Source organism: Halorubrum sp. SD41 (assembly GCF_058630335.1).
On sequence record NZ_JBZVGZ010000002.1, the window covers coordinates 104229 to 128977 of the forward strand.

General features: G+C 68.9%; 18 protein-coding genes and 1 tRNA gene. 9 read left to right on the forward strand and 10 right to left on the reverse strand.

Annotation, left to right across the window (positions count from 1 at the left end; translation table 11 throughout):
* Nucleotides 1-925: 925 nt before the first annotated feature.
* From AC4NMM_RS01285 to gltB, 3 genes are all read left to right on the forward strand, one after another.
* Nucleotides 926-2335: a hypothetical protein gene (locus AC4NMM_RS01285; RefSeq protein ID WP_491923348.1), complete on the forward strand. Its 1410-nt coding sequence runs from the start codon at nucleotides 926-928 to the stop codon at nucleotides 2333-2335.
* A 112-nt stretch (nucleotides 2336-2447) separates the two neighbouring features.
* Complete coding sequence (locus AC4NMM_RS01290; protein WP_172863927.1) at nucleotides 2448-2615, forward strand: HEWD family protein; 168 nt, start codon at nucleotides 2448-2450, stop codon at nucleotides 2613-2615.
* A gap of 232 nt (nucleotides 2616-2847) precedes the next feature.
* Nucleotides 2848-7620: a glutamate synthase large subunit gene (gene gltB / locus AC4NMM_RS01295; RefSeq protein ID WP_491923328.1), complete on the forward strand. Its 4773-nt coding sequence runs from the start codon at nucleotides 2848-2850 to the stop codon at nucleotides 7618-7620.
* Nucleotides 7621-7644: 24 nt separating this feature from the next.
* On the opposite strand, the gene AC4NMM_RS01300 is transcribed toward gltB, so the two are convergent.
* Nucleotides 7645-9771, reverse strand: a complete 2127-nt coding sequence (locus tag AC4NMM_RS01300) for an ABC transporter ATP-binding protein (RefSeq protein WP_491923329.1) — start codon at nucleotides 9769-9771, stop codon at nucleotides 7645-7647.
* Nucleotides 9772-10376: 605 nt separating this feature from the next.
* Here AC4NMM_RS01300 and AC4NMM_RS01305 point away from each other — a divergent pair.
* The 3 genes from AC4NMM_RS01305 to AC4NMM_RS01315 all read left to right on the forward strand — a co-directional run bounded on the left by AC4NMM_RS01305 (nucleotide 10377) and on the right by AC4NMM_RS01315 (nucleotide 11836).
* On the forward strand, nucleotides 10377-10940 hold the full coding sequence (locus AC4NMM_RS01305) for an SRPBCC family protein (protein WP_491923330.1): 564 nt from the start codon (nucleotides 10377-10379) through the stop codon (nucleotides 10938-10940).
* A gap of 82 nt (nucleotides 10941-11022) precedes the next feature.
* Nucleotides 11023-11094, forward strand: a tRNA-Ala gene (locus tag AC4NMM_RS01310).
* A 217-nt stretch (nucleotides 11095-11311) separates the two neighbouring features.
* Nucleotides 11312-11836: a hypothetical protein gene (locus tag AC4NMM_RS01315; protein ID WP_491923331.1), complete on the forward strand. Its 525-nt coding sequence runs from the start codon at nucleotides 11312-11314 to the stop codon at nucleotides 11834-11836.
* Nucleotides 11837-12037: 201 nt separating this feature from the next.
* Here the strand turns inward: AC4NMM_RS01315 and AC4NMM_RS01320 are convergent, their stop codons facing one another.
* A complete protein-coding gene (locus tag AC4NMM_RS01320) occupies nucleotides 12038-12307 on the reverse strand; it encodes a type II toxin-antitoxin system HicB family antitoxin (protein ID WP_491923332.1) in 270 nt (89 codons plus the stop codon).
* Nucleotides 12308-12509: 202 nt separating this feature from the next.
* Here AC4NMM_RS01320 and AC4NMM_RS01325 point away from each other — a divergent pair, with 202 nt between their 5' ends.
* A complete protein-coding gene (locus AC4NMM_RS01325) occupies nucleotides 12510-12830 on the forward strand; it encodes a hypothetical protein (RefSeq protein WP_491923333.1) in 321 nt (106 codons plus the stop codon).
* Between the two features lie 15 nt (nucleotides 12831-12845).
* On the opposite strand, the gene AC4NMM_RS01330 is transcribed toward AC4NMM_RS01325, so the two are convergent.
* From AC4NMM_RS01330 to purB, 7 genes are all read right to left on the reverse strand, one after another.
* Nucleotides 12846-14375, reverse strand: a complete 1530-nt coding sequence (locus AC4NMM_RS01330; protein ID WP_491923334.1) for an Ig-like domain repeat protein — start codon at nucleotides 14373-14375, stop codon at nucleotides 12846-12848.
* A gap of 70 nt (nucleotides 14376-14445) precedes the next feature.
* Nucleotides 14446-16047: a bifunctional phytoene desaturase/3,4-desaturase gene (crtID, locus tag AC4NMM_RS01335; protein WP_491923335.1), complete on the reverse strand. Its 1602-nt coding sequence runs from the start codon at nucleotides 16045-16047 to the stop codon at nucleotides 14446-14448.
* 103 nt (nucleotides 16048-16150) lie between these two features.
* Nucleotides 16151-16828 carry a metal-dependent hydrolase gene (locus tag AC4NMM_RS01340; protein WP_096393519.1) on the reverse strand — a complete coding sequence of 226 codons (678 nt, stop codon included), beginning with the start codon at nucleotides 16826-16828 and terminating at the stop codon, nucleotides 16151-16153.
* Nucleotides 16829-17509, reverse strand: coding sequence for a hypothetical protein (locus tag AC4NMM_RS01345; protein WP_491923336.1), 681 nt, complete (start codon nucleotides 17507-17509; stop codon nucleotides 16829-16831).
* 42 nt (nucleotides 17510-17551) lie between these two features.
* Entirely contained in the window at nucleotides 17552-18454 is a 903-nt protein-coding gene (locus AC4NMM_RS01350) for a sensor domain-containing protein (protein WP_491923337.1), read from the reverse strand.
* Nucleotides 18455-18503: 49 nt separating this feature from the next.
* The gene (locus AC4NMM_RS01355; RefSeq protein ID WP_096393516.1) at nucleotides 18504-18815 is read right to left on the reverse strand and encodes a zinc ribbon domain-containing protein; all 312 of its coding nucleotides are present in this window, start codon (nucleotides 18813-18815) and stop codon (nucleotides 18504-18506) included.
* Between the two features lie 210 nt (nucleotides 18816-19025).
* Nucleotides 19026-20549, reverse strand: coding sequence for an adenylosuccinate lyase (purB, locus tag AC4NMM_RS01360; protein WP_491923338.1), 1524 nt, complete (start codon nucleotides 20547-20549; stop codon nucleotides 19026-19028).
* Nucleotides 20550-20716: 167 nt separating this feature from the next.
* On the opposite strand from purB, the gene purN reads away from it, so the two are divergent.
* A complete protein-coding gene (purN, locus tag AC4NMM_RS01365) occupies nucleotides 20717-22321 on the forward strand; it encodes a phosphoribosylglycinamide formyltransferase (RefSeq protein WP_096393514.1) in 1605 nt (534 codons plus the stop codon).
* A gap of 48 nt (nucleotides 22322-22369) precedes the next feature.
* On the opposite strand, the gene AC4NMM_RS01370 is transcribed toward purN, so the two are convergent.
* A complete protein-coding gene (locus AC4NMM_RS01370; protein WP_096393513.1) occupies nucleotides 22370-23254 on the reverse strand; it encodes an ABC transporter substrate-binding protein in 885 nt (294 codons plus the stop codon).
* A 193-nt stretch (nucleotides 23255-23447) separates the two neighbouring features.
* Between AC4NMM_RS01370 and AC4NMM_RS01375 the strand changes: the two genes are divergently transcribed.
* Complete coding sequence (locus AC4NMM_RS01375; RefSeq protein WP_491923339.1) at nucleotides 23448-24749, forward strand: MFS transporter; 1302 nt, start codon at nucleotides 23448-23450, stop codon at nucleotides 24747-24749.

Here is a 24749-nt window from a genome sequence, read left to right on the forward strand (position 1 = left end):
TAAGGGGTCTAATGGTACTCTCTTGTTCGAATTTAACACGAATATATCCAGTTCGCAGGGATATCTAACTACTGAATTATCTAACAATAATACAAAAAATATGTCTCTTAAAAACTACCCTGAGGCGTTTGATATAGATGGTGAATTTTTGTATGTTTATCCAATGCTCGCATCCAATTATTCTACTCAAAATATTCAGCCAGTCATTGACAATATTGAAGTTGGTGGTATTGTCTCCACCTCAAGTAGTATTTCGTTCAAAAGCCGATTCAGTTCTCCTGTACGTGTAGATAATATAGTCTCTGACGAAGGTAATTATGTAATTAATCAAGGTTCAAAAATTGGTATCCGGTTGAAACAGCAGGATGAGTATAATATTTCAAAGCTTAACGGAAGTCCAGTTAGACGAATAGATTCTACTGGTTCAAACACTATTCATGCGGTAAGCACTGAAGGTCTTAGTCCCGGCTATTACTCATTAAATTCTAATTCTGGAACAGTGAATATCACCTTCCAGTTGATTGACTCATCCGTTTATTTTGAAACAGCTGACACGGTAAACGGATCTCAGATACCGGTTCATATCGGAGCGAATGGAACCAATCGGACTGCTGTTCTTAATGTCTCGAAGGCAAATTCAGATATAGTATATCGGAAAGAAATCATGCTGAATAACGCTTCCAATGTCAGTAAATATATTCCTGTTTCTCAACCCGAGACATATTCGGTAGAAGTACATGATCTGAATACAAATAGCACTAAAACACGGTATATAGAAGTTTTAGAAGATAAAGCTTCCACTATACGTGCTATTATCCATAATAAATTGTATAGTGGCAACCATCTTAATCTAGTTCTTAATTCAACATATGACACTTCTTCGATATCTTTGATATCATCAAATAATACCACTACAACACTCGAACTGACAACCACCGAAACGGGTCCGACACCAGTCACGGTCAACACGTACGTCTCGCCCGAATCCCCATCGGAGTTCGTCACGACCGGGTCCGGAATCGGCGTCGAATCGGTCACTGGAGATACCGCTCCGCTCTCGCCCGGGACGTACGACCTCACGCTGCGGTCGGAGCACGGCACCGAGGTCGCCAACGACACCGCGACGGTCACCGTTGAACCTCGCTCGACGGGCAACTTGACCGCGTACACCACTCGGGCGGTCGCTCCCGGCGGTTTCGGGAACGCGACCGCGGTCAGAGGGGCGATCGCCGACGGAACGCTCACGCCCGCGACGACCGCGACCGCGAACGACACCGTCGTGTACGCCGTGAACGCGACCGGGCTGACGGGCCTGCCGGCGGCCGCGAACGCGTCGCTGGAGCGAGGTGCGGACCTCGACCGCCTCGACGGCCTCTCGTTCGGAGTGGCGCCGACGGAGACGGACGACGGCAACGAGTCCACCGACGGCGACGCGCTCGGTCGAACACCGAACGGATCCGCGGTCCACCTCGACCGAGAGGGGCTGTACCTCGTCGCCGACGGCGAGCGCGCGTTCGGTACCGAGACGCTCCCCGAACCCGGCGCGACGTTCGAGGCCGGGTTCCGGGTCGACGACGACCGACTGCGTCGGACCGCGGCCGACGACCGGCACCGCGCGACGACTGATCTGACCTACGGCGCCGCCGATCCGACGAACGGGGGTACGGACGCGGCGACCGACGACGACTCGACCGAAGCGGGCTCGTCCACCGATTCGAAGGTGTCGGGCTCACCCGGGGCGGTGGACGGTTCCGGTTCGATCGCCGGCGGCGGTTCGGCCGCCAGCGGCGATTCGACCGGTGGCGGTTCGACCGGCGGTCCGAGCGGATCCGGAGGGGCCGTCGGTCCCGCCGGCTCGGCCGGCACCGGTAACGTCACCGACGCGGGCGGTTCGGGTTTGCCCGAAGGGCCGCCCGCGTCGGACGCCGACCGATCGGGGCCTCGTCCGGGGATGGGTATCACGATCGCTCCGGGGGACACGGCGATCCCGCCGTCTGCGGGGCCACCGGAGCTCGTCGGTACCGGCGGGCCGGAACGCGGATCGAACGGTGCCGCGGCGGACGGGTCCCGTCCGACCGACGGGCGGCCCGGCGACGACGCCGGGAGTGAGGGCGACGGCGGGACGTCAACCGCGTCTCCCGACTCTGCCGAACCGGGAGATCCGTCCGCGGCGAGCGATCGGTCCGCGGACGAGGCCGACGCGAGCGACCTCGGGTACGACGAGGCGCCGATCCGATCGACCGCGTACGACCTCCCCGGCTTCGACGCCGTCGCGTCGCTCGCGGCGGTGATGGGCGCGTCGCTGCTCGCTCGGCGTCGTGGACGCGGGTCGTGATCGCGATGGCGCGGTCGATCCGGAAGTCGCCGCCCGATCGGGTGTCACCGCGTGCGGTCACTCGCCACCGATCGCCGGTATCCTTTTGCTCGCCGGTGCCGTTCGCTCGGGTATGAGCGTGACCATCACACCGCCGAAGGAGCGCACGTGCGAGCTGTGCGGGCGCGAGGAGCGGTGGGACGACGAGGCCGACGGGTGGCGGATCGCGGACGAGCCCGGCAACGTCTACTGTATCCACGAGTGGGACATCAACGGCTCGTTCGTCCCCCTCGAAGGGTAGCTCTCGACTGGACGTTCTACCACTCAGATCGAGATCTGTGAGACGCACACGGTAGATCCTGGGATAACACGTCAATCTGTGGCTCCGAAGCGGGGAACTCCTGATCGATCCCGTGGTGTGTGATCTTGTCACCACCCGTGATGAATAATTACCTTATATTCCCTAATGTGTGTACGATGGATCCTACCCCTATCAGGGTCATACCTTTAACTGTTCACTCGTACGCGAGTGTATGACCAAGTCACGTAGTACCACCCGGGGCGTACGCGACTCGGAGTCCTCGGGTCAGGAGGGGGGGCTCGCGGCGCCGACGGACGACCGATCGAACTGCGGCATCGGGGGAGTCGTCGACCTCGACGGCGCGCCGTCGCACGAGGCAGTCACGGACGCGGTCGAACTGCTCGAGAATCTCGAACACCGCGGGACGACGGGCGCGGAGGAGAACACCGGCGACGGCGCGGGGATCATGGTCGCGCGCCCCGACGAGTTCTTCCGCGAGGTCGTCGACGCCGACCTCCCCGAGGAGTACGCGGTCGGCTCCGTGTTCATGCCGCCCGAACCGGGCGTTCAGGCCGAGATACACGACGTCATCGCCGAGGTGTGCGCGGTCTACGGGCTGGAAGTGCTCGCGTGGCGCTCCGTTCCCACCGATAACAGCGACCTCGGCGCCACGGCGCTCGACTCGGAGCCCGAGGTGTCGCAGGTGTTCGTCGCGCCCGTGGACGGCGCGGGGCTCGCCCAGCGGTTCACCAGCGAGGCGGACCGGTCCGACGACGTCGACCCCGACCTGCTCGGGTTCGACCGCGCGCTGTACGCCGCCCGTCGCGAGATCGAGAACGCCGTGTCCGACGTCGACGGCGCCGGCCGCTTCTACGTCTGTTCGCTCGACCGCCAGCGCGTCGTCTACAAGGGCCTGCTGAAGGGCTCGCAGCTCGACGGCTACTACCCGGACCTGACGGACGAGCGGTTCGCGAGCCACGTCGCCTTGGTCCACGCGCGGTTCTCGACGAACACGCTCGGCGCGTGGCACCTCGCGCACCCGTACCGCAACATCGTCCACAACGGCGAGTTCAACACGATCCGCGGGAACGTCAACTGGATGCGGGCCCGCGAGAACGACCTCGAACACCCGGCGTTCGGGGCCGAGCTCGACACGATCAAGCCGGTGATCGACGACCCGAACCAGTCGGACACCGCGAGCGTCGACAACGCGCTCGAACTCCTGCTCCAGACCGACCGCGACCTCCCGCACGCGCTCCGGATGCTGATCCCGGAGGCGTTCCGCGGCGACGACCTGATGGACGACGACCGCGCCGACTTCTACGACTACCACGCCTCGCTCGTCGAGCCGTGGGACGGTCCGGCCCTCGTCATCGGCTTCGACGGCGAGCGCGTCGCCGGCGTCTTGGACCGCAACGGGCTCCGCCCGTGCCGCTACGAGGTGACGACGGACGACCGCCTCGTCGTCGGCAGCGAGGTGGGCGCGCTCCCCACCGAGCCCGCCGACGTGCGGCGCCGCGGTCGGCTCCAGCCCGGCGAGATCTTCGTCGCCGACCCCGAGGCGGGCCGCATCGTCCCCGACGACGAGGTGTTCGAGGAGCTCACCGACGAGAAGTACGGCGAGTGGGTCGAGGACGGCCAGGTCGAACTCGACGCGCTCACCGACGAGGACGGCGTCGCGGCCGGGGTCGACGCCGACGAGGTCGCCGAGGCGGACGGCGAGACGGACGAGGCGGACGGCGAGACGGACGAGGCGGACGGCGAGACGGACGAGGCGGACGGCGAGACGGACGAGGCGGAACCCACCGTCCGCGCCCACCAGGCCGCGTTCGGCTACACGACCGACTCGCTGAACCACCTCGTGGAACCGATGGCGAAGGACGGGAAGGACCCGGTCGGCTCGATGGGCGACGACACGCCGCTGTCCGTGCTGGCCGACGTCGACCGCCCCCTCTTCACCTACTTCAAGCAGCTGTTCGCGCAGGTGTCGAACCCGCCGATCGACTACATCCGCGAGGAGCTCGTCACCTCGCTGGAGACGCGCATCGGCAACCAGCGCAACCTCCTCGACGAGACGCCCGAACACGCCGAGCAGATCGTCGCCGACACGCCGGTCCTGACCGACGCCGAGACGGCGGCGCTCCGCGACCTCCCCGGGCCGGGCGAGCGGAGTCCGGGCGATCGCCGCGAAAGCGACGACGGAACCGCCGACGGCCCCTCGTTCACCTCCGTGACCGTCGACGTCACCTACGACCGCGACGGCTCGCTCGTCGACGCCGTCACCCGGGTCCGCGAGGACGCCGCGGCGGCCATCGAGGACGGCGCCGACGCCGTCGTCCTCTCTGACCGCGGGGTCGGTCCGGACCGGCTCGCGGTGCCGAGCCTGCTCGCGACCGGCGCGGTCCACCACCACCTCGTCCGCAAGGGGCTCCGCAACCGCGCGGGCGTCGTCGTCGAGTCCGGTGAGCCGCACGAGGTTCACCACATCGCGACGCTCGTCGGCTACGGCGCGGACGCGATCGATCCGTACCTCGCGTACGCGTCCATCGCCGACGTGGTCGCCGGCCCGGACGGCGCCGACGAGGAGGAGGCGCTCGCGGCGTACCGGCACGCGCTGGAGGACGGCCTCCTCAAGACGATGGCGAAGATGGGCATCTCGACGATGGAGTCGTACCAGGGCGCCCAGATCTTCGAGGCGGTCGGGCTCGACTCCGAGTTCGTCGCCGAGTACTTCGAGGGGACCGAGATCCGCACCGAGGGAATCGGGGTCGAACAGATCGAAGACGACCTCCGCACGCGCCACGCGATGGCGTTCGGCGCGGACCCCGAACTGGAGACGATCGGCGAGTACGAGCACCGTTCCTCGGGCGTGAAGCACGGCTGGAACCCCCAGACGGTCGGCACGCTCCAGCAGGCGGTCCGCGGCGGCGACTACGAGCAGTACCGCGAGTTCGCCGAGCTGGTGAACGACCAGACCGAGGAGCTGCAGTCGCTGCGCGGCCTCCTGGAGTTCGACTCCGACCGCGACCCGGTCCCGGTCGAGGAGGTCGAGCCCGTCGAGTCGATCGTCGAGCGCTTCTCGACGGCCGCGATGAGCCTCGGGAGCATCTCGCCGGAGGCCCACGAGAACAACGCGGTCGCGATGAACCGGCTCGGCGCGAAGTCGAACACCGGCGAGGGCGGCGAGCCCCCGGAACGGTTCGACACCGAGAAGGAGTGTACGGTCAAGCAGGTCGCCTCGGGGCGCTTCGGCGTCACCTCGGAGTACCTCGCGAGCGCGGAGGAGCTCCAGATCAAGATGGCGCAGGGGTCGAAGCCCGGCGAGGGCGGCCACCTCCCCGGGAAGAAGGTCAACGAGATGATCGCGCACGTGCGGTGTTCGACCCCCGGCGTCGGGCTCATCTCGCCGCCGCCCCAGCACGACATCTACTCGATCGAAGACCTCAAGCAGCTCATCTTCGACCTGAAGGCCGCGAGCCCCGAGGCCGACGTCAACGTGAAGCTGGTCTCGGAGGCGGGAATTGGCACCATCGCGGCCGGGGTCGCGAAGGCGAACGCCGACGTCGTCCACGTCTCCGGCCACGACGGCGGCACCGGCGCGTCACCGAAGACCTCGATCAAGAACGCCGGCCTGCCGTGGGAGCTGGGGCTCGCGGAGGCGAACCAGATGCTCCGCGCCACCGGCCTGCGCGACCGGATTCGCGTCTCCGCGGACGGCGGCCTGCGGACCGGTCGCGACGTGGCGGTCGCGGCCGCGCTCGGCGCCGAGGAGTACGTCTTCGGGACCGCGTCGCTCGTCACGTCGGGCTGCGTGATGGCCCGGCAGTGCCACGAGAACACCTGCCCGGTGGGCGTCGCCACCCAGCGCGAGGACCTCCGGCAGCGGTTCCCCGGCCAGCCGGACCACGTCATCAACTACATGACGTTCATCGCCCAGGAGCTGCGGGAGATCATGGCCGAGCAGGGGTACACCGAGCTCGAGGAGTTCATCGGCCGCCCCGAGCTGCTCACGCAGCGGGAGACCGACCACGAGAAGGCGAAGCACCTCGACCTCTCGGCGGTCATCGCCGAGCCCGCCGGCGAGGCCCGCACGAAGGTCCGCGAGCAGGCCCACGACGGCATCGACGACCTGCTCGACTGGGACCTCATCGACGAGGCCGCGCCCGCCATCGAGGACGGCGCGCCGGTCGCGCTCACCCGCGACATCAGAAACGTCGACCGCGCGGTCGGCGCGACGCTCTCGAACCGCGTCGTCTCCGAGCACGGCGGCGAGGGGCTCCCGGACGACACGGTCTCCTGCCGGTTCGACGGCGAGGCGGGACAGAGCTTCGGCGCGTTCCTCGCGCCCGGGATCACGATGGAGCTGTCGGGCGCCGCCAACGACTACGTCGGCAAGGGGCTCTCCGGCGGCCGCATCGTGATCGACACGCCTCCGGAAGCGGCGTACGACCCGACCGAGAACGTCGTCGCGGGCAACGTCTGCCTGTACGGCGCCACCGCGGGCGAGATGTACGTCAACGGCGTCGCGGGCGAGCGGTTCGGCGTCCGCAACTCCGGGGTCCGGGCGGTCGTCGAGGGCGTCGGCGACCACGGCTGCGAGTACATGACCGGCGGCGTCGTCGCCGTCCTCGGCGACACGGGGCGCAACTTCGCGGCCGGGATGTCCGGCGGCGTCGCGTACGTATACGACCCCGACGACCGCCTCGACGACCGCGTCAACCGCGGGATGGTGTCGGTCTCCGAGACGCTCGACGACTCCGACGAGCGGATGCTCCGCCGCCTCGTCGAGAACCACCGCGCGTACACCGACAGCGAGCGCGCGGCCGACCTGCTCGACGACTGGGAGGCCGCGCTCGACGACTTCGTCCGCGTCTTCCCCGACGCGTACGCGGAGGTCATCGCGGAGGGCAAGGGCGCCGACGTCCGCGAGGAGCCGCCCGCGCCCGCCGCCGCGGTGCCGGACGCCGACGCCGACGCGACCGGACAGGCGTCGAGCGACGACTGACGGTCTGAAAAAAGCCGCCCGCCGTCAGTCGAACGTCTCCGAGTCGGCCTCGCTCTCCGCGGTCGCCCGCTCGACCGCGCGGTCGACGTGGCGCTCGCGGGCGCGCTCGACGAACTCCTCCGGCAGCTCGTCTATCTCGCCGGCCTGAACGCCCCAGAGCTTCGCGTAGAGCCCGTCCGCGGCGAGCAGCTCGTCGTGGGTGCCGCGCTCGACGACCTCGCCGTCCTCCAACACGAGCGCGGTGTCGGCGTCGGTGACCGTCGAGAGGCGGTGCGCGATGACGAAGGTGGTCCGGTCGGCCGCGAGGCGGTCGAGCGAGCGCTGGATCAGCATCTCCGTCTCCGTGTCGACCGCCGAGGTCGCCTCGTCGAGGATCAAGATTGCGGGGTCCTGAAGCACGACCCGTGCGATGGCGAGCCGCTGGCGCTGCCCGCCCGAGAGCTTCACGCCGCGCTCGCCGATTCGCGTCTCGTAGCCGTTCGGCAGGGAGGCGATGAACTCGTGGGCCTCCGCGGCCTTCGCGGCCTCGATAACCCGCTCGCGGACCTCGTCCTCGTCGAGGCCGTCGCCCTCGTCGCCGTCCTCGTCGATCCGCGTGAACCGCCCGTAGCGGATGTTCTCGGCGATGGTGCCGTCGAACAGCGTCGTGTCCTGCGCGACGTAGCCGACCGACGAGCGGAGGCTCTCGACGGTTACGTCGCGGACGTCGTGGCCGTCGACCCGGATGGCGCCGTCGGTGACGTCGTACAGCCGGAGGAGGAGCTTCAGCAGCGTCGACTTGCCGGCGCCCGTCGGACCGACGAGCGCGACGGTGTCGCCGGGGTCGGCAGAAAACGAGACGCCGCTGAGGACCTCCTCGTCGGCGTCCTCGGGGTCGACGAGGGCGTTCTCCGGGTACGCGAACGAGACGTCGTCGTACTCGACGGCGCCGGCGACCCCGCCGTGGTCGGCGGTCGCGCCGTCGTCGCCCGAGCCGCTGCCGCCGTCAGGGCCGCTTCCGCCGTCGGCGGCCGCTCCGTTGCCGCCGCCGCCCCGGCCCCCGCCGCCGAGTTCGATCGCGTCGTCGTCGTCCTCGATGCGGACCGGGATGTCGCGCAGGCCGAACACGCGCTCGCAGGAGGCCTTGGCGTTCTCGTACTGGTCGATGATGTTCGACACCTCCGCGAGCGGGGCGACGAACTGCTGGGTGAGGAGGACGAAGGTGACGAACGTCCCGACCGTCAGCTCGGTCGTGAACGGGCCCGGCGGGCCGTTCGCGAGCCAGAAGCCGCCGACCGCGAAGGTGGCGGCGAACGCCAGCCCGGCGAGCAGCTCCATCCCGGGCCGGTAGACGTAGTTGAGCCGGAGGATCGACATCGTGCGCTTGAAGTACGAGAACGAGGCGTCCTCGACGCGCTCGCTCTCGTGGGCCTCCGTGTTGGAGGTCTTCACCAGCTCGACGCCCGAGAGTGCGTTTTCGAGCGCGGTGTTCAGGTCGCCGACGACGGAGCGCTGCGCGACGTACCGCGGCTCGACCGCGCGCATGAACCAGAGCGTGAAGAGGAATATGAGCGGGACCGCGGCGAGCGTGACGACCGCGAGTTCGTAGTTGTAGTAGACGAGGACGCCCGCGATTCCCACGAGCATCACGCCGAGGCGCGCGGAGTTCTGGAGGGCGTTGTCTAAGAAGACCTCCAGGTTCGAGGCGTCGTTGTTGAGGACGGACATGACCTCGCCGGTCTGTTTGTCGTCGAAGAAGGTCATGTCGAGCCGCTGCATCTGGTCGAAGGAGTCGGTGCGGACCGCGTGCATCACGCGGTGCGCGAAGTTGTTCGCGGCGATGCCGTAGACGTACGTGAACACGCCCGTCACGATGAACGACCCGAAGATGAGCAGCACCGAGAGGCGGAACTGTGCGCCCGCCTCGGTGGGGAGCCACGCGTCGGGGACTATCGGGAGCGTGTAGGGGCCGGAGCCGGTGAAGACGGCGTCGATGGCGACGCCGAGGACGACCGGCGGGATCAGCCCCGCGACGCGGGCGACGACGTTGGCGGCCATCCCGATCACGAGCCAGTGGGCCTCCGAGGCCCCGTACTCGCGGAACAGTCGGCCAAGGGGCCGATCCACCCGATCGCGGTACACTTCGAAGGCGTTGCGCTCGTCGGCAGCCATAGGCGTACGAGCGCCGGAGGCCCCATGTATCCGGCGGCTTCGGCGGCCCGTTCCGGGTTCCGACGATCGCGGTACTCGACCCGCTGATCACTTATAAAGAACAACCGAGCGCGGTGGCGTCGCCGGCGGCTCTGCCGCCGGCTACAAGAGGCGCGTCGCGCCTCCCTGCGTGCCTGCGAGCGGCCGCCCTCGGCGGCCGCGAGACAGCACGCCCGACGAGGCTGGGGAGGCGTGAGGCGCTGTGCGGGCGGGAATCAAAGGGGCAGTCGCGAGGACGAAGCACGGCGCAGTAAGCACCGCAGCGAACGGAGTGAGCGAGGAGCGTGGTTCGAGACGCCTTCGGCGTCTCGTCATCCCGAAAATCGGAGATTTTTGGGCGACAGCAAGCCGCGCGGGTCCTCGGGAGAGGGGGTTTGGAAGGGTTTTCCGCCGGTCCATCATCGGCCATTTTAAAGAGAGGGGGAGGGGCTTTGGAGGGGTTGGCCGGCGCACCACCGGCAACTATTTATAAGTGAGCGGTCGGTGGTTCAGAAGATTTCACCGCGGAAACGCCGACCGAGTACCGTCGCCGGTCCGTTTAATAAGCGCCGCGCGAACTCGGGTACGTGGACGAACTCGTCGTGAGTACGGAGGTGTACGCCGATCCGGAGGCGGTGTACGAGTTCCTGCTCGATTTCCCGCGGTACGCGAACTACTCCGAGTACCTCCGAGAGGTCCGAACCGTCACCGGCGACGGCGGCCCCGGGACCCAGTACGCGCTCACGTTCGCGTGGTGGAAGGTCTCCTACACCGCCCGCTCGGAGGTGACCGGCGTCGAGCCGCCCGAACGGATCGACTGGGAGATCACGAAGGACATCGACGCCGGCGGCTGCTGGCGCGTGACGCCGCCCGAGAGCGTCGAGGACGGCGGGGATTCCGCCGAAACGGACGCCACCCCGAGCGACGACGCCCCCTGCGAGGTCGCGCTCGAAGTCGAGTTCGACCCGGGATCGGCCAGCTCCGACGCGCTCGATCTGCCGCGGCTGGTCTCGTTCGACTGGGTGTTGAAGAAGGCGATCCCGCTGATCAGAGACGAGGCCGAGCAGGTCGTCGAGCGCGCGGTTCAGGACTTAGAGGGGTCGACGCGGGACGTCGACCTCGACGTGTACGTGGACTCCGACCGGATCTGACGCCACGCGGGACGGATCGCAGCCCCCGTCGCCGAGTCGAAGGCCTTAATATATCCAGCGGGGAACGAACGGATGCGTTCGAGGGCTCGTAGATCAGTGGTAGATCATCCCCCTGGCACGGGGAAGGCCCGGGGTTCAAATCCCCGCGAGTCCATGATTTTGCGCCGCGAGCAACGTCGCGAGCGGCGCAAATCTGTAACGAGCGGGGTTTGAACCCTACCAGTCGCGCGCAGCGAGCGAAGCGAGCGAGCACGTCTGGTTCTGGTTCAAATCCCCGCGAGTCCACTCCTGCGCTCACTTCGTTCGCTTAGTCGTTCCCTCGCTTGGTCCCACTCGCTCACTGCGTTCGTTCGCGGGACCCCCGCGAGTCCATGACCATCCACCTCGTCGCGCAGAGTATCCAAACCGGCACCGGCCCCTACAGCGCGAGCGTCGTCGTCAGCGTCGACGCGAACTCCACGCACCGGATCGAGATCGAGGCGGCGAACGAACTGAACCGGGAGCCCGACGGGCGGATCGCGGACGGCTCGCTGGAGATCGTCCGCGCGTTCAACGACGGCGACCGCGTTCCCGACGACGTGACTCCTAACTGGGTCAAGCGCGTCGGCGGGGTGATCAGCGAGAAGCTACAGCCAGGGCTGGGCGCGTGTGACTCGGAGCGAAAATCAGCGTTTGAACGCCGGCCAGCTCATGTAGCCGAGGAACATGAATCCCGCGACGATAGCGACGTAGGCAACCAACTGGAGCAACACGGAGCCGAAGATGGCAGCGGCCATCAAGAGGGCCATCCCGAGGCCGATGCTGATCAGGCCCCCGATTCCCCATTTCAACAGTCGGTCGACATCCCGGCTGTTGAACGTTTTAGTAGCCATTTGTATTGGAACTGCCTGGGCTAAGACTCGACTTCATTCGTTATCTAGTTCTGGCTCTAATCCTGTCTCTACCTTATCCCTGATAGACATATCTCCGCTTACCGCAGTATCACACAAAAAGGCTTCAGTCGGATTGGGTAAGATCGCAAAACTGCTTCTTGACGGCCACAAGTTGCGATTATCTCCGACTATATTTCCACTATTTGAATCGCTGCCGGACGACGATTATGCCGTCTCGTCAGCGTCGTCGAACCACGGAGCGTCGGGCACGCCCGCCTCGTCCGGCACCTCGTCGGGATCGAGGCCCAGCTCCTCCAGGTCTTCGTCGGTGACTGGCTCGCCGGCCTCGCCGGTGTGTAGGGCTACCGCCTCGTCGAGCATCTCTAGGGCCTCCTCGCGAGTCGCTCCACACGAGGCGACGCCGAGTTCCTCGTCGATCGCCGACCAACCGCCCTCATCCTCCTCGATCAGGCGGATCTCCCGGTCGGTACCCATGGGATGATGATAGTCGTCACCATGGAATAAGCGTTCTGTCGCTCCGAGACGCCACATCACAAAAACCGGGCCGCGGACGGTTCGATCCTCGGGACACAGAAGTGGGCTCGGGATCGAGATTCCCTCCCGGCGAGAGGGGGGCACTCCGTTCGCCTTCCCGCACGAACGCTAAAGTGAAATCGCGACAGACGACCAGCCGACCGTGCTGACCGACGCCGAGGAACGACTCGTCGAGGACGTCTTGGAGGTGGGCGAGGTCATCGAACGAGACACGTTCGAGTTCATGATCGAGGAGGGCCTCCCCGCGGAAGAACTCCGAATTCTCGGCACCGACGGCAGCGCCGAAACGGCCATCGAGAGCCTCGAATCGAAGGGGCTCGTCACCACCGAGCGGGTCGAGGAGACGGTGCGCGACAGCAGCTCACCGGAGGAATCGATCCTCATCCCCGGGACGGATTTCGAACGCGTCGAGCGCCGGTACGTCTACTTCACCGACGAACTCGAAGCGCGGTATCGGGAGTAGCTCGCCGCCCGAACTCTATCCCGGCCACGCCTCCCGCTCCCGCCGGTCCGCATCGCCCGTAAGCTCCGGCGGCACCTCCTCCAGCAGCACCGGCGCGAACGAGGCGCCGACGTGCCACGCGACGACCTCCTCGTCTAACTCCTCCAGCCGCATGTCCTGCTGGCCGTAGTACTCGCCCTCGACCGTACAGGAGCCGCCCCCGTCTGCGATACAGACCTCCCCGCGCTCGTCGTAGGTGATCTGGACGTGGGCGTCGCGCGCGCTGTCGACGAACTCCCACGAGAACCGGTCGCTCCCGGCGAGGTCGTCGCGGCCGGCGAAGTAATCGAGCGCCGCGGCCACCTCCTCTTCGACCGGCCCCGTGACCGCGCCGTCGTCGGCGCGCAGGTGGACCTTCAGCGGTCGGTGGGTCGCGAGGGTGCTCGTCGCGGCCATCAGTCCGGCGGGCTCCTCGCCGTGTTCGAGCCCCTGTACGTGGCCGAGCTCGTGGATGATCGTCGCGTTCATCTCGGCGTCGGAGATCCGGGGGTCGACGGTCGCGGTCATCGGCGTCCGCGGCTCGTCGACGAGGAGGTCCGCGCAGCCGAAGTACCGCGCGTCGTTGCCCTCCACGCCGCACCGCTCCACGCGGTCGAACCGGAGGACGACGTCGGCGTCCGCCTCGTCGTCGACCCGCTCGTACGCCACCGGGTAGCCGAGGTAGCGCTCGTCGTTCCGCCCCCAGTAGCCCGTCGCGGCCGCGACGACGCCGGAGACGTTGCGGTCGACCGCCTCGGCGTCGACGTACAGGTCGAGCGTCGTCTTCCCGTACGGGCTCGGGTGAGTCAGCGTCACGGCCCGCTCGCGCGTCCGGTTCGCGGTCGTCACGACGACCGGGTAGTCGCCGCCGTCGAGCCGCACGTCCGCGAACGTGACGGACACCGCCGCCTCCGCGCCGCCGTCGAGCGCGACCGTCCGGTTCGCGCTCGCGCCGGTCCCGTACCGGATCCGGACGGTCTGGTTGCCCGCCAGGTCGCCGGCGTTGGTCACGGTCGCCGTGACGGAGAGCTTCTCGCCGTACGCTACGCTCTCGGGAGCCTCGATGTCCGAGACCGCGAACGTCGCCGGCCGCGCCTCCTCGACGACGACGGCGCGGGTCGCGCTCGCCTCGCCGACGGACACAGTCAGCTCGTGTTCGCCCGGGTCGAGCGCAGCGGCGTCGACCGCGGCCGTCACCGTCATCGACCCGTTCGCCGGAACGGACCGGTTCTCCGCGAGCAGCGTCGCGTCGCCGACGCGGACCGTCACCTGGACCGGGTCGAGCGTCGCGTTCGCATTCGCCGACCCCCCGCCCGCGGCGTCGTCGCCGTCGTCCGCGAGCCCCTCCCACCGAACCGTCGCCTCGACCGTCGCCCGCTCGTCGTGGCCGAGCGACTCCGGCGCGTCGACGGACTCGATCGACGGCGACGGCGCTCCGAGGGGCCCGGATATCTCCCCGCCGAGCCCGCCGCAGCCGGCGAGTACCACGAGCAGCGCGACGGCGGCGACGGCGCTTGCGTTACGCATCGGTCGTCTTCCCCTCGGAACCGGACACGGATAACGTTCGTTTCAGCCGTCGGTCACGTGGGCGGGCCGGTCACCGCAGCGTCGACGTCGGGACGACCGACGGGAGCACGCCGCCGCCGGTCGCGTCCTCGACGACGGCGTCGGCGACGTGTTCGCCGCTGAGCAGGCACATCGGCATCCCGATGCCGGGGTTGGTGTACGCGCCGACGTAGTAGAGCCCGTCGACGCCTGGCGCGCGGTGCGAGGGCCGGAGCGGCCCCGTCTGTCCGAGCGTGTGCGACAGCGCCAGCGCGGTGCCGCGCGGCGCGTTGAACCGCCGCCGGAAGTCGGAGACGCACGCGGTCTCCTCGAAGACGATCCGGTCGCGGAAGTCGACGCCGGCGTGCTCGGCGAGGTCGTCGAACACCAGGTCGCGGAACCGCTCGCGCGTCTCCGGGTCGTCCTCCAGCCCGGCCGCCAGCGGGACGAGCAGGAAGACGGCCTCGTGGCCGTCGGGCGCCGCCTCCGGGTCCGTCTTCGATGGGACGTGGACGTAGTACGCGGGGTCGTCGGGCCACGCGGGGTCGTCGAAGATGGCGTCGAAGTGCGGCCGCCAGTCGGTCGGGAACACCAGCGTGTGGTGGTCTAAGTCCACGTCGCCCTCGACGCCGAGGTACGCGAGGTACGCCGAGGGCGCGTACGTCCGCGACTCCCAGTACGACTCGCGGTCGACGGTCCCCTCCGGGAGGAGGTCGCGTTCGACGTGCGGCGGGGCCGCGTTCGCGACCACGCGGTCGAAGCGGTCGCTCGACGCCGTCGCGGCCGGGTCACCGTCCCCCCCGCGCCGCTCCGTCTCGACGGCGAACGTCGGCTTCGCGGCCGGAACCGACGGCTCGATCGCGGTCACCGGCTCGCTCGTCCGGATCGAGACGCCGAGTTCGCGCGCGAGGTCGGCCATCGCGTCGACGACGCTCGCGATCCCCCCGACCGGGTGGTAGACGCCGAGGTTCATGTCGACGTGGCTCATCAGCGTGTAGATGGCCGGCGTGTTGTACGGCGAGCCGCCGAGGAAGACGAGCTTGTACTCGGCGATCTGCCGGAGCTTCTCGCTGTCGAAGTAGTCGCCGACGTACGCGTCCATCTCGCGGAGCTTCGGCAGGGCCCGCCCGGACCGGAACACGTCGGCGTCGACCATGTCGCGCAGCCGCGACCGGCTCGGGTAGACGAACCGGTCCATCCCGAGGTCGTACGCCTCCGCGGCGTCTTCGAGGTAGTCGTCCAGGGTCTCCCCCGCGCCCGCCTCGTAGGACTCGAACAGCGCCTTCTGTCCCTCTCGGTCGGCCGGCATCGACGCGCGGTCGCCGTCCTTCCAGATCACCTCGTACAGGGGGTCCAACTCGACGAGGTCGTAGTAGTCGTCGGTCGACCGCCCGAAGTGCTCGAAGAACCGGTCGAACACCTCCGGCATGAGGTACCACGAGGGGCCGGTGTCGATCCGGAACCCGTCGCGCTCGATCCGCCCGGCGTACCCGCCGGGGTGGTCGTTGCGCTCGAAGACGGTCACGTCCGCCCCCGCGTCGGCGAGGTAGCAGGCCGCGGAGAGCCCGCCGAAGCCGGCGCCGACGACCGCGATCGACTCCCCGGCCAGCGGTTCGTCTGCCCCCGACGGTCCCGCGTCCGGTTGGGTGGACATCACCGCCGACTACGCGTCCGGAGCGGTTTACCCTGCGGTCTACCACGTTAGGGACCCCGCAGTCGGGCGGCTTCCCCGCCCGGCGGACGTCGTCCTGAACCCGTCAGGCGTCCTCCCCGAGGCCGTCCCCCTGGAGCCGTCGGGCGCCGAGCGCGAACAGCCCCAGCCCGATCAGGTAGAGCCGCCACCCGCTGTTCGCGATCGGGAACCGCCGGTCCACCGGCTCCTCGACGTCGACGTCCGGGTCTCGCGGCTGGACCGGGTTGCTGACGTGGACCGACTCGCTGGTGCCGCCGGCCCCCGCGTCCACCGTCCGCGTCCCGGTGTCGGGGTCGATCCGCACGTCGACGAACGTCTGAACGAACCCGTCGGCGGTCGAGTAGAGAATCTCCCCGTCGAGGGCGAAAAAGCGGTCGCGGAGCGGCCAGAACGCGTTCACTCCGTCGAGGTGGGTCCAGTCGATCGCGACGTGCGCGAAGACGTGGACGAAGAGGGCGACCCACGCGACCGCGACCCACCGCGGCGAGAGCCGCCGGCGGATCCACGACTCCTCCCGGGCCCGCGTGTCGTAGTACAGCGCCAGCGCGGCGACCGCGGGGAGGACGAAGTTGTGGCCGACGGTGCGGTGCGCGCCGTCCATGACCAGCCCGAGGAAGCTGTCCGCCTCCGGTATCACGAGGACGACGAGCAGGACCGCGAGCGCCCGCCGGTCGTAGTACGCCCCGAGCAGCCCCGCCGCGAGCAGCAGCGCGAACCCGGCGTGGACGACAGTCGAGGGCATTCAGCGGCTCACCCCGCCGTCCGTCGCCCCGCTCCCGCCGCGCCCCCGGAACCGGACCGCGAGCGTCGCGGCCGCGGCGGCGACGACGACCAGCTGCCACCCGCCGTCGACGAGCCTGACCTCCCGGTCGGCGCCCGGGTCGAGGCCGGGGCGCCCGTCGGGGTTCACCCACGAGGCGACCGGGTCGGCGACCGCCCCGCCGACGCGCGCTAACGGCAGGATCCCCGGTCCCTCCGCGTCCGGCGCGACGAACGTCTGGACGACCCCTTCCCGCGTCGAGAACACGAGCCGCCCGCGGACGACGTAGCGCGCGTCCTCCAGCGGGTAGAGGAGCGCCGCGCCCTCGCCGGCGAACAGCGCCGACCCGATCCCCGCGACGACGAACGACGCGAGCGCGACCCACGCGACTCGCACGCCGCGCGGACCCCACCGCTCGCGGAGGGCAGACGACGATCGCAGCGTCGCGTCCCAGTACAGCAGTCCGCCGACGAGAAGGGGCACCCAGACCGCGTGGAGGAGGGCGTTCGTCGCGCCCGGCACGGCGAGGCTCGCGGCCGCGTCGAGGGAGGGAGCGAGCGCGGCCGCGACGACGACCGCGACCGCGCGCCGATCGAAGGCGTCCCCCAGCAGCGCGGCCGCGAGCAGCGCCCCCACGGCCGCGCTCACGAGCGTCGGCGCCATGTCCGTCCTGACGGTCGGAAGCGAATAAGCGCTCCGGGCGGCTCAGTCGCGGTCGCCCCGGTCCGCGTCGGGATCGCGGGGGCTCGCGTCGGAGTCGACGGGGTCCGCGTCGAACTCGAAGCTGTCGGCGTCCGAGTCGGACCCCTCGCCCGACTCGTTCCCTTTCTCCGAATCGCGGTCGCCGTCGCGGTTCCGGCCGGCATCGCCCTCGCGATCGGCCGCGTCGCCGTCGACGGTGACGCGCTCGGCGCCGCTCTCCGCACCGCCGTCGTCGCCGGCCGGCTCGGCGTCGCTCTCGGCGTCGTCGCCGAGCAACGCTTCGGCCATCAGGCGGGCGCCGCTCGCGATCAGGTTCGTCAGGTGGAGGCCGACGAGGAGTCCGGCGACACCGAGTCCCGCCGCGAGCGCCGCCTCGGGCGCGGTGTCGATCGCCCACACCGCTGGCTCGCCGTTCACCTCGCCGAACTGCGTCGAGTAGGGGTACCGGACCGGGGCGGCGACGAGCGAGAGCGCCTGCGCGAGGACGGCGAGCGGCGCGAACGCCACTACCGTGACCCAGAACTTCAGCGAGAGGAACCCGAGCCCGCGCCACGTCGACGGCGCCGCGAGGTAGGCGCGAACCGTCGCGACCGCGCCCGCGTCGCCGTCGTCCGCGGCGGCGCGGAGGTCGTCCGGCGCGGCCAGATCGGTCCCGAGCAGACGGTTCGCCAGCCAGCGTTCGAGCCCGGCGACGAGCCGCGAGCCGACGACGGCCGCGACCAAGAGGCCGACTCCGACGAGGACGACCGAGAAGACGAGTCCGAACACGAGCGCGAACGACCCGATTCCCGAATAGAGGAACCCCAGCGGAACCGCGATCAGCAGGTACAGCAGGTGACGATACGTGCGCGCGTCGGCGACGACGCCGACGACGGGGAGGGCTGCGAGCGGTCGGAGGGAGACCATACCGCGACTGGTTCCGCGTCCGACAAAAATCGGTCGCTCTCCCGGCGACTCACCCGAGGAAGAAGTCGATCGCGTTCCCGGACGACTGCCCCTTGTACAGCTCGGAGTAGCCGCACTCTGCGCAGGAGACGACGACGAACTTCCGGTTCTGGACGTCGAACATCTTGGTGAGGCCCGTGCCGCTGGTGGCGATCTCGTCGGTCTCCGTCTCGGTGTCGCCGCACTTCGGACAGCCGTCCTCGCCGTCGCCGAGCCCCGCCGCGTCTGGGTCTACGCGGTCGTCGTCCGCGGGTCGGCCCAACTCGTTGGCCGCGTCGTTGCCGAACATCGAGTACGTCGTCTCGTCGTCTTCGGAGGGCATCGATCACGACTGATACTGCGAGTGATAAACTTCTTTTGGCGCCGTGTGAATTATCACTGACCGATCAGGTGGCACCGTTCAGGGACTCGCTGGTTCGAACGAAAATACATCCGAAAAGCAGACCGCTACGGGCTCCTCTCTGACGCGCTCGTTTGGTTCTCCCGGGAGCCGTTCGACGCGCTGAGTCGTTCTCGGTACGCGTCGTTCCCGCTATGCGTCGATCTCGTCGACGAGCTCCTCGGCGACGCCGGTGTAGCCGGCCGGCGTCAGTGCCTTCAGCTCCGCGCGGACCGCCTCGTCGACGTCGAGGTCGTCGAAGAGGTCGCGGAAGTCGTCGAGCGTCACCGACCGGCCGCGCGAGAGCGCCTTCACGCGCTCGTACGCCTCGGTGTCGCCCTCGCGGCGCAGGACCGTCTGGACCGCCTCGCCGATAACCTCGGGGGTCGCGTCCAGCTCCTCGCGCATGACCGCCTCGTTCGGGACGACCTTGGCGAGGCCGTCCGCGGCCTTCGAGTAGCCGATCAGGCAGTGCGCTAAGGCGGCGCCGACGTTGCGCTTGACCGTGGAGTCGGAGAGGTCGCGCTGGAGCCGCGAGGTCGTCACGTAGTCGGCGAGGAACGTCAGGTCCGAGTTCGCCTTCGAGAGGTTCCCCTCGCTGTTCTCGAAGTCGATCGGGTTCACCTTGTGGGGCATCGTCGACGACCCCGTCTCGCCCTCGACGGCCTCCTGCCCGAGGTAGCGGTCGGAGACGTACAGCCACGCGTCGAGGTCCAGATCGAGGAGGACGTCGTTGACGCCGCGAAGCGCGTCGAACAGCGCCGCGAGGTCGTCGCAGGGGTTCACCTGCGTCGCGAGCGCGGTGTGTTCGAGGTCGAGGTCACGGACGAACGACTCCGAGAACGCCCGCCAGTCGACGTCGGGGTAGGCGGCCTCGTGGGCGGCGAAGGTGCCGGAGGCGCCCGCGAGCTTGCCGGAGAGGTCCTCGTTCGCGACGACGATCCGCCCGAGCGCGCGGCCGAGCCGCGCCGCGTACACCGCCATCTCCTTGCCGAACGTGGTCGGCGTCGCGGGCTGGCCGTGCGTGCGCGCCAGCATCGGCGTGGCTCGGTGTTCGTGCGCCAGTTCGACGAGGGCGTCGCGCACCTCGCGGACCGCGGGAACGATCACCTCGCTCACCGCGCGCTTGACGAGGAGCCGGTGCGCGAGGTTGTTCACGTCCTCGCTGGTGAGCCCGAAGTGGATCCACGGGAACAGCGACTCGGCGTCGTCGAGCGGGGCGGCGGCGTCCCCGTCCGCCCCGCCATCGGCGACCTCCGCCAGCCGGACGCGGAGGAAGTACTCGACCGCCTTCACGTCGTGGTTGGTCGCGTCGTACCCCGCGGCGCCCTCGGTCTCCAGCGTCTTGATCAGCCGCGCGTCCTCGGCGTCGAAATCCCTGTAGACGCCGCGCAGCGCGGTCTCGGTCGCCTCGTCGAAGCCGACAGGGGTCGCGTCGAGGCCCGCCAGCGCGATCAGGTACTCGACCTCGACGCGAGTCCGGGCGCGCATCAGCGCGGCCTCGCTCGCGTACGGGGACAGCGGTGCCGTCCGGCCGGCGTACCGCCCGTCGAGGGGGGAGACGGCTGCGAGCGGGTCCGAGCGCGACAGGCCGGCGATGGCGTCGTCGGCCGTCGGTTCGGCGTCGTCGGCCGTCGGTTCGGCGTCGTCGGCCGTCGGTTCGGAGTCGTCGGTCATGTCCGCGACTGCCCCCGGCGCCAGCAAAAGCGTGTCGATGAGGCGTCGCACGGACGTGGATCCGTAGCCGCCTCGAAGCGCGTCGATCGCCCGTTCCGATCCGTAGACGTGTACACAACCGCGGCGCGGACCGCAATCGATATACCCGATCGGTCGGACCGTCGAGTATGAAGATCGCGGGACTCGCGAGCAACCGGGGACGGAACCTCAGACACATCGCCGACGCCGCGCCCGGGGGCGCGGAGCTGTCGGTCGTCCTGACGAACCGCGAGCAGGCGCCCGTGTTAGGGGCCGCGACCGAGCGCCGGATCCCGACCGAGGTCGTCGAGCGCGACGAGGGCGAGTCGCGCGAGTCGCACGAGCGCCGCATCGTCGAGCGCCTGTCGGACTACGACGTCGACCTCGTCTGCCTCGACGGCTACATGCGCGTGCTCACCGACGAGTTCCTCGACGCCGTCCCGACGACGCTGAACGTCCACCCGTCGCTGCTCCCGGCGTTCCCCGGCACGGACGCCCACGAGCAGGTCCTCGACGCCGGCGTCCGGACGACAGGCTGTACGGTCCACGTCGTCACCGAGGAGGTCGACGCCGGCCCGGTCGTCACGCAGGAGCCGATCCCGGTGTACGAGGACGACGACGCCGACTCGCTGAAGGCGCGCGTCCTCCGCGAGGCCGAGTTCACGGCGTACCCGCGGGCGGTCCGCTGGTTCGCCGAGGACCGGGTGACGGTCGAGCGGAACGCCGACGGCGAGCCCGTCGGCGTCGCGGTCGAGGGCGACGTGGGCGGCGACTTCCCGGAGCGGCGGTTCGTCTCGGAGGAGCGCACCGACACGCTCCGGTACGGCGAGAACCCGCATCAGGACGCCGCCCTGTACGTCGACGACGGCTGCGAGGAGGCGAGCGTCGTCGACGCCGACCAGCTGAACCCCGGCGCGAAGGGGATGGGGTACAACAACTACAACGACGCCGACGCCGCGCTCGACCTCGTCAAGGAGTTCGACGAGCCGGCGGCCGCGGTGATCAAGCACACGAACCCCGCCGGCTGCGCGGTCGGGTCCGACCTCGCGGACGCGTACGACCGCGCGCTGCGCACCGACGCGAAGTCCGCCTTCGGCGGCATCGTCGCCCTCAACCGCGAGTGCGACGCCGACACCGCCACCGCGGTCGCCGACTCGTTCAAGGAGGTCGTCGTCGCGCCCGGCTACACCGACAGCGCGCTCGACGTGCTCCGCGAGAAGAAGAACCTCCGCGTGCTCGACGTCGGCCCGCTCGGCGATGGCGACGACCGCTTCTCCGAGCGGTTCACCGAGAAGCCCATCGTCGGCGGCCGCCTCGTCCAGGAGCGCGACCGGCAGTCCCCGACCGCCGACGGCCTGGAGGTCGTCAGCGAGCGCGAGCCGACCGACGAGCAGGTCGAGACGATGCTGTTCGCGTGGAAGACGCTGAAACACGTGAAGTCGAACGGCATCCTCTTCGCGACCGGCACCGAGACGGTCGGCGTCGGGATGGGGCAGGTGTCCCGCGTCGACGCCGTGACGCTCGCGGCGATGAAGGCCGAGAAGGACGCCGAGGGCAAGTCCGCCGAGGGCGCCGTGATGGCCTCGGACGCTTTCTTCCCGTTCCCGGACGCGGTCGAGGAGGCGGCCGACGCCGGCATCGAGGCCGTGATCCAGCCGGGCGGCTCCGTCAACGACGAGGACGTGATCGCCGCGGCCGACGAGCGCGACATGGCGATGGCGTTCACCGGGTCGCGCTGCTTCCGACACGACTGATACCGGCGAGCCAGGGCGCTAACCCCGGGACCGCCGTCGCCCGCACTCCTACTCCGGCCAGTCGCTCGGGACGTACTGCTCGAACGCGGGTTGGGCCGAGCGGGCGAGCGGTCGGAACGCCCGCTCCCCGTCGACCCGGAACTCCTCGATCCGCGACTGTCCGGGGCCGGTGAGGTAGCCGACGTAGGACATGGCGAGCGCGTACCCTGCGTCGTGTCGGGCGGGATTGACCGGGATGACGGCGTACTCGTTTCGGAGCAGCGGTGGCGGGTCGTCGATCCCGAAGTCGACGTGCCGCGCCAGAGTGCCGTCGCCGCCCACGGCGAGGAAGGTGCCGCGGTCGACGAGGGTGTAGGCGCCCGACTGCCGAGCGATCGTCAGCGTGTCGCCCATCCCCTGACCGGTCTCGAGGTACCACTCGCCGCCGGGATCGACCCCCGCCTCGTCCCAGATCCGGCGCTCCCGGATGTGCGTTCCCGACCGATCGCCCCGCGACAGGAACCTCGCCCCCGCGTCGGCGATGGCTTTGAACGCCGACAGGGGATCTTTTCCGGCGACGCCCGCGGGGTCGTCGGGCGGCCCGACAACTAGGAAGTCGTTGACCATCACCCGGCGTCGATTGATCCCGTGTCCGGCGCGGATGAACTCGTCTTCAAGCGGGCGGGCGTGGACGAGCACGACGTCGCAGTCGCCGTCCCGGGCGGTGCGGAGTGAGGCCCCCGTCCCGCGCACGACCGACTCCACCCCCGCGCCGAACTGGTCGGCGTACCCTCGGTTCAGGACGGGCAGCAGCCCGCTGTCGTACGCCGTCGTGGCGGTGGCGAGCGTCAGCGAGCCGAGGTCGGGCGGGCTCTCCGCGGTCCGGTTCGCACAGCCGGCCAGCGAGGCGGCACCGCCGAGGCCGAGCGCTCGCACGTACTGTCGACGACGCATGCGATGTAGCCGGAATTGTATACACTCTCGTATGAATTAACCGGCCATTATTTCGACGCTGGAACGCCGCTCGTCGCGGGTCGGCGTCGCGCCCGACTCGCGTCTCGCCCGCTTGAAACGATAACCCCACGCGGACCGCCGGATCGACGGCGCTTTTTTTTCGGGCTCCCCTTGACTCGGATCGGAGACGACCGTGGCCCAGTTCGGGAACTCGGTACGGCTGCTCGGGGACCGGGAGTTCGCCGCGCTCGCCGGGACCGCGTTCGCCCGTAGCCAGGCGTACTCGACGATCCTCATCGCCCTCGCGCTGTATGCGGATCTCTTCGGCACCACCGGGTTCATCGAGGGACTCTTCGGGACCGCGTTCGCGATCGTCCAGCTAGTCATCGTCCTCCCGCTGGGGCGGAAGGTCGACACCGGCAACGCGAAGCGGTGGCTGCTCGGCGGGTTCCTGATCAACGTCGCCGTCTTCGTCGGCTTCGCGCTGGTCGACAGCTCGGTCCACATCATCCTCGTGCGGATGGTCCAGGGGCTCGGCGCGAGCGTCCTCTGGATCACGGGCGCGACGGTGATCGGCGAGATCAGCCCCGACGACGAGCGGGGACGCTGGCTCGGCTCGTACAACCAGTTCGCCTCCGTCTCGTCGCTCGCGGGCGACCTGGTCGGCGGCTACCTCCTCTACGCCTACGGCTTCTCCGAGACGTACCTCGTCTTGACCGTCGTCACGCTCGCGGCGTTCGCGCTCGTCTTCGCGTTCCTCCGCGACAACCCCGGCGGTCGGAAGGACCCGGAGGACGCGGGCGGGCTGGAGACGTTCCGGTCGCTGCTGGGCCTCCCGATGTTGCGCGCGCTCGTCTTCTTCCGGTTCACGTTCAGCGTCGGGAAGATGGCGGTGATCATCTTCCTCCCCATCTACGCGCGGACGTCGTTCGACATCTCCGCGTTCGCGATCGGTTGGATCATGGCGGGCGGGAAGCTAACGAAGGCGCTCACGCAGGGGTTCGTCGGCGACCTCACCGACCGCTACGAGCGCACCTACCTGTTCGTCGCGGTCGGCGCGCTCCTGTACGGCGTCGGCACCGCGGTCATCCCGCTCGCGGCGTACTTCGAGGGGACGCTGTCGCCCGTCACCGTCTCCTATCTCGGCGACTCGCAGACGCTCGGCGGGGCCTTCTTCGTGCTGTTCGGCGCCTACTCGCTGCTCGGAATCGCCGACTCGATCCGGCTGCCGGCGAGCATGTCGCTGTTCGTCAGCGAGGGCGAGGCGTACGACTCCGTCGCCAGCGCGATGAGCTTACGCTCCGTCTCGTGGAAGGTCGGGCAGGTCGTCGGCCCCGTGCTGGTCGGTACCACGATGGACTGGACGACCACCGAGACGGGGTTCCTGCTCGCGGCCGGGTTCATCGCGTTCGCGACCACGGGCTTCGCGTGGCAGGCGCGGGGGGCTCACCGCGCTCGCCGGGATCCGGGCGGGGCCGTCCCCGGCGACGACTGA

Bases quoted from the DNA above. Each gene is read 5' to 3' on its own strand.
- AC4NMM_RS01290 (WP_172863927.1), top strand. From the start codon at position 2,448: ATGAGCGTGACCATCACACCGCCGAAGGAGCGCACGTGCGAGCTGTGC.
- gltB (WP_491923328.1), top strand. From the start codon at position 2,848: ATGACCAAGTCACGTAGTACCACCCGGGGCGTACGCGACTCGGAGTCC.
- AC4NMM_RS01300 (WP_491923329.1), bottom strand. From the start codon at position 9,771: ATGGCTGCCGACGAGCGCAACGCCTTCGAAGTGTACCGCGATCGGGTG.
- AC4NMM_RS01315 (WP_491923331.1), top strand. From the start codon at position 11,312: ATGACCATCCACCTCGTCGCGCAGAGTATCCAAACCGGCACCGGCCCC.
- AC4NMM_RS01320 (WP_491923332.1), bottom strand. From the start codon at position 12,307: ATGGGTACCGACCGGGAGATCCGCCTGATCGAGGAGGATGAGGGCGGT.
- AC4NMM_RS01330 (WP_491923334.1), bottom strand. From the start codon at position 14,375: ATGCGTAACGCAAGCGCCGTCGCCGCCGTCGCGCTGCTCGTGGTACTC.
- crtID (WP_491923335.1), bottom strand. From the start codon at position 16,047: ATGTCCACCCAACCGGACGCGGGACCGTCGGGGGCAGACGAACCGCTG.
- AC4NMM_RS01340 (WP_096393519.1), bottom strand. From the start codon at position 16,828: ATGCCCTCGACTGTCGTCCACGCCGGGTTCGCGCTGCTGCTCGCGGCG.
- AC4NMM_RS01345 (WP_491923336.1), bottom strand. From the start codon at position 17,509: ATGGCGCCGACGCTCGTGAGCGCGGCCGTGGGGGCGCTGCTCGCGGCC.
- AC4NMM_RS01350 (WP_491923337.1), bottom strand. From the start codon at position 18,454: ATGGTCTCCCTCCGACCGCTCGCAGCCCTCCCCGTCGTCGGCGTCGTC.
- AC4NMM_RS01355 (WP_096393516.1), bottom strand. From the start codon at position 18,815: ATGCCCTCCGAAGACGACGAGACGACGTACTCGATGTTCGGCAACGAC.
- purB (WP_491923338.1), bottom strand. From the start codon at position 20,549: ATGACCGACGACTCCGAACCGACGGCCGACGACGCCGAACCGACGGCC.
- purN (WP_096393514.1), top strand. From the start codon at position 20,717: ATGAAGATCGCGGGACTCGCGAGCAACCGGGGACGGAACCTCAGACAC.
- AC4NMM_RS01370 (WP_096393513.1), bottom strand. From the start codon at position 23,254: ATGCGTCGTCGACAGTACGTGCGAGCGCTCGGCCTCGGCGGTGCCGCC.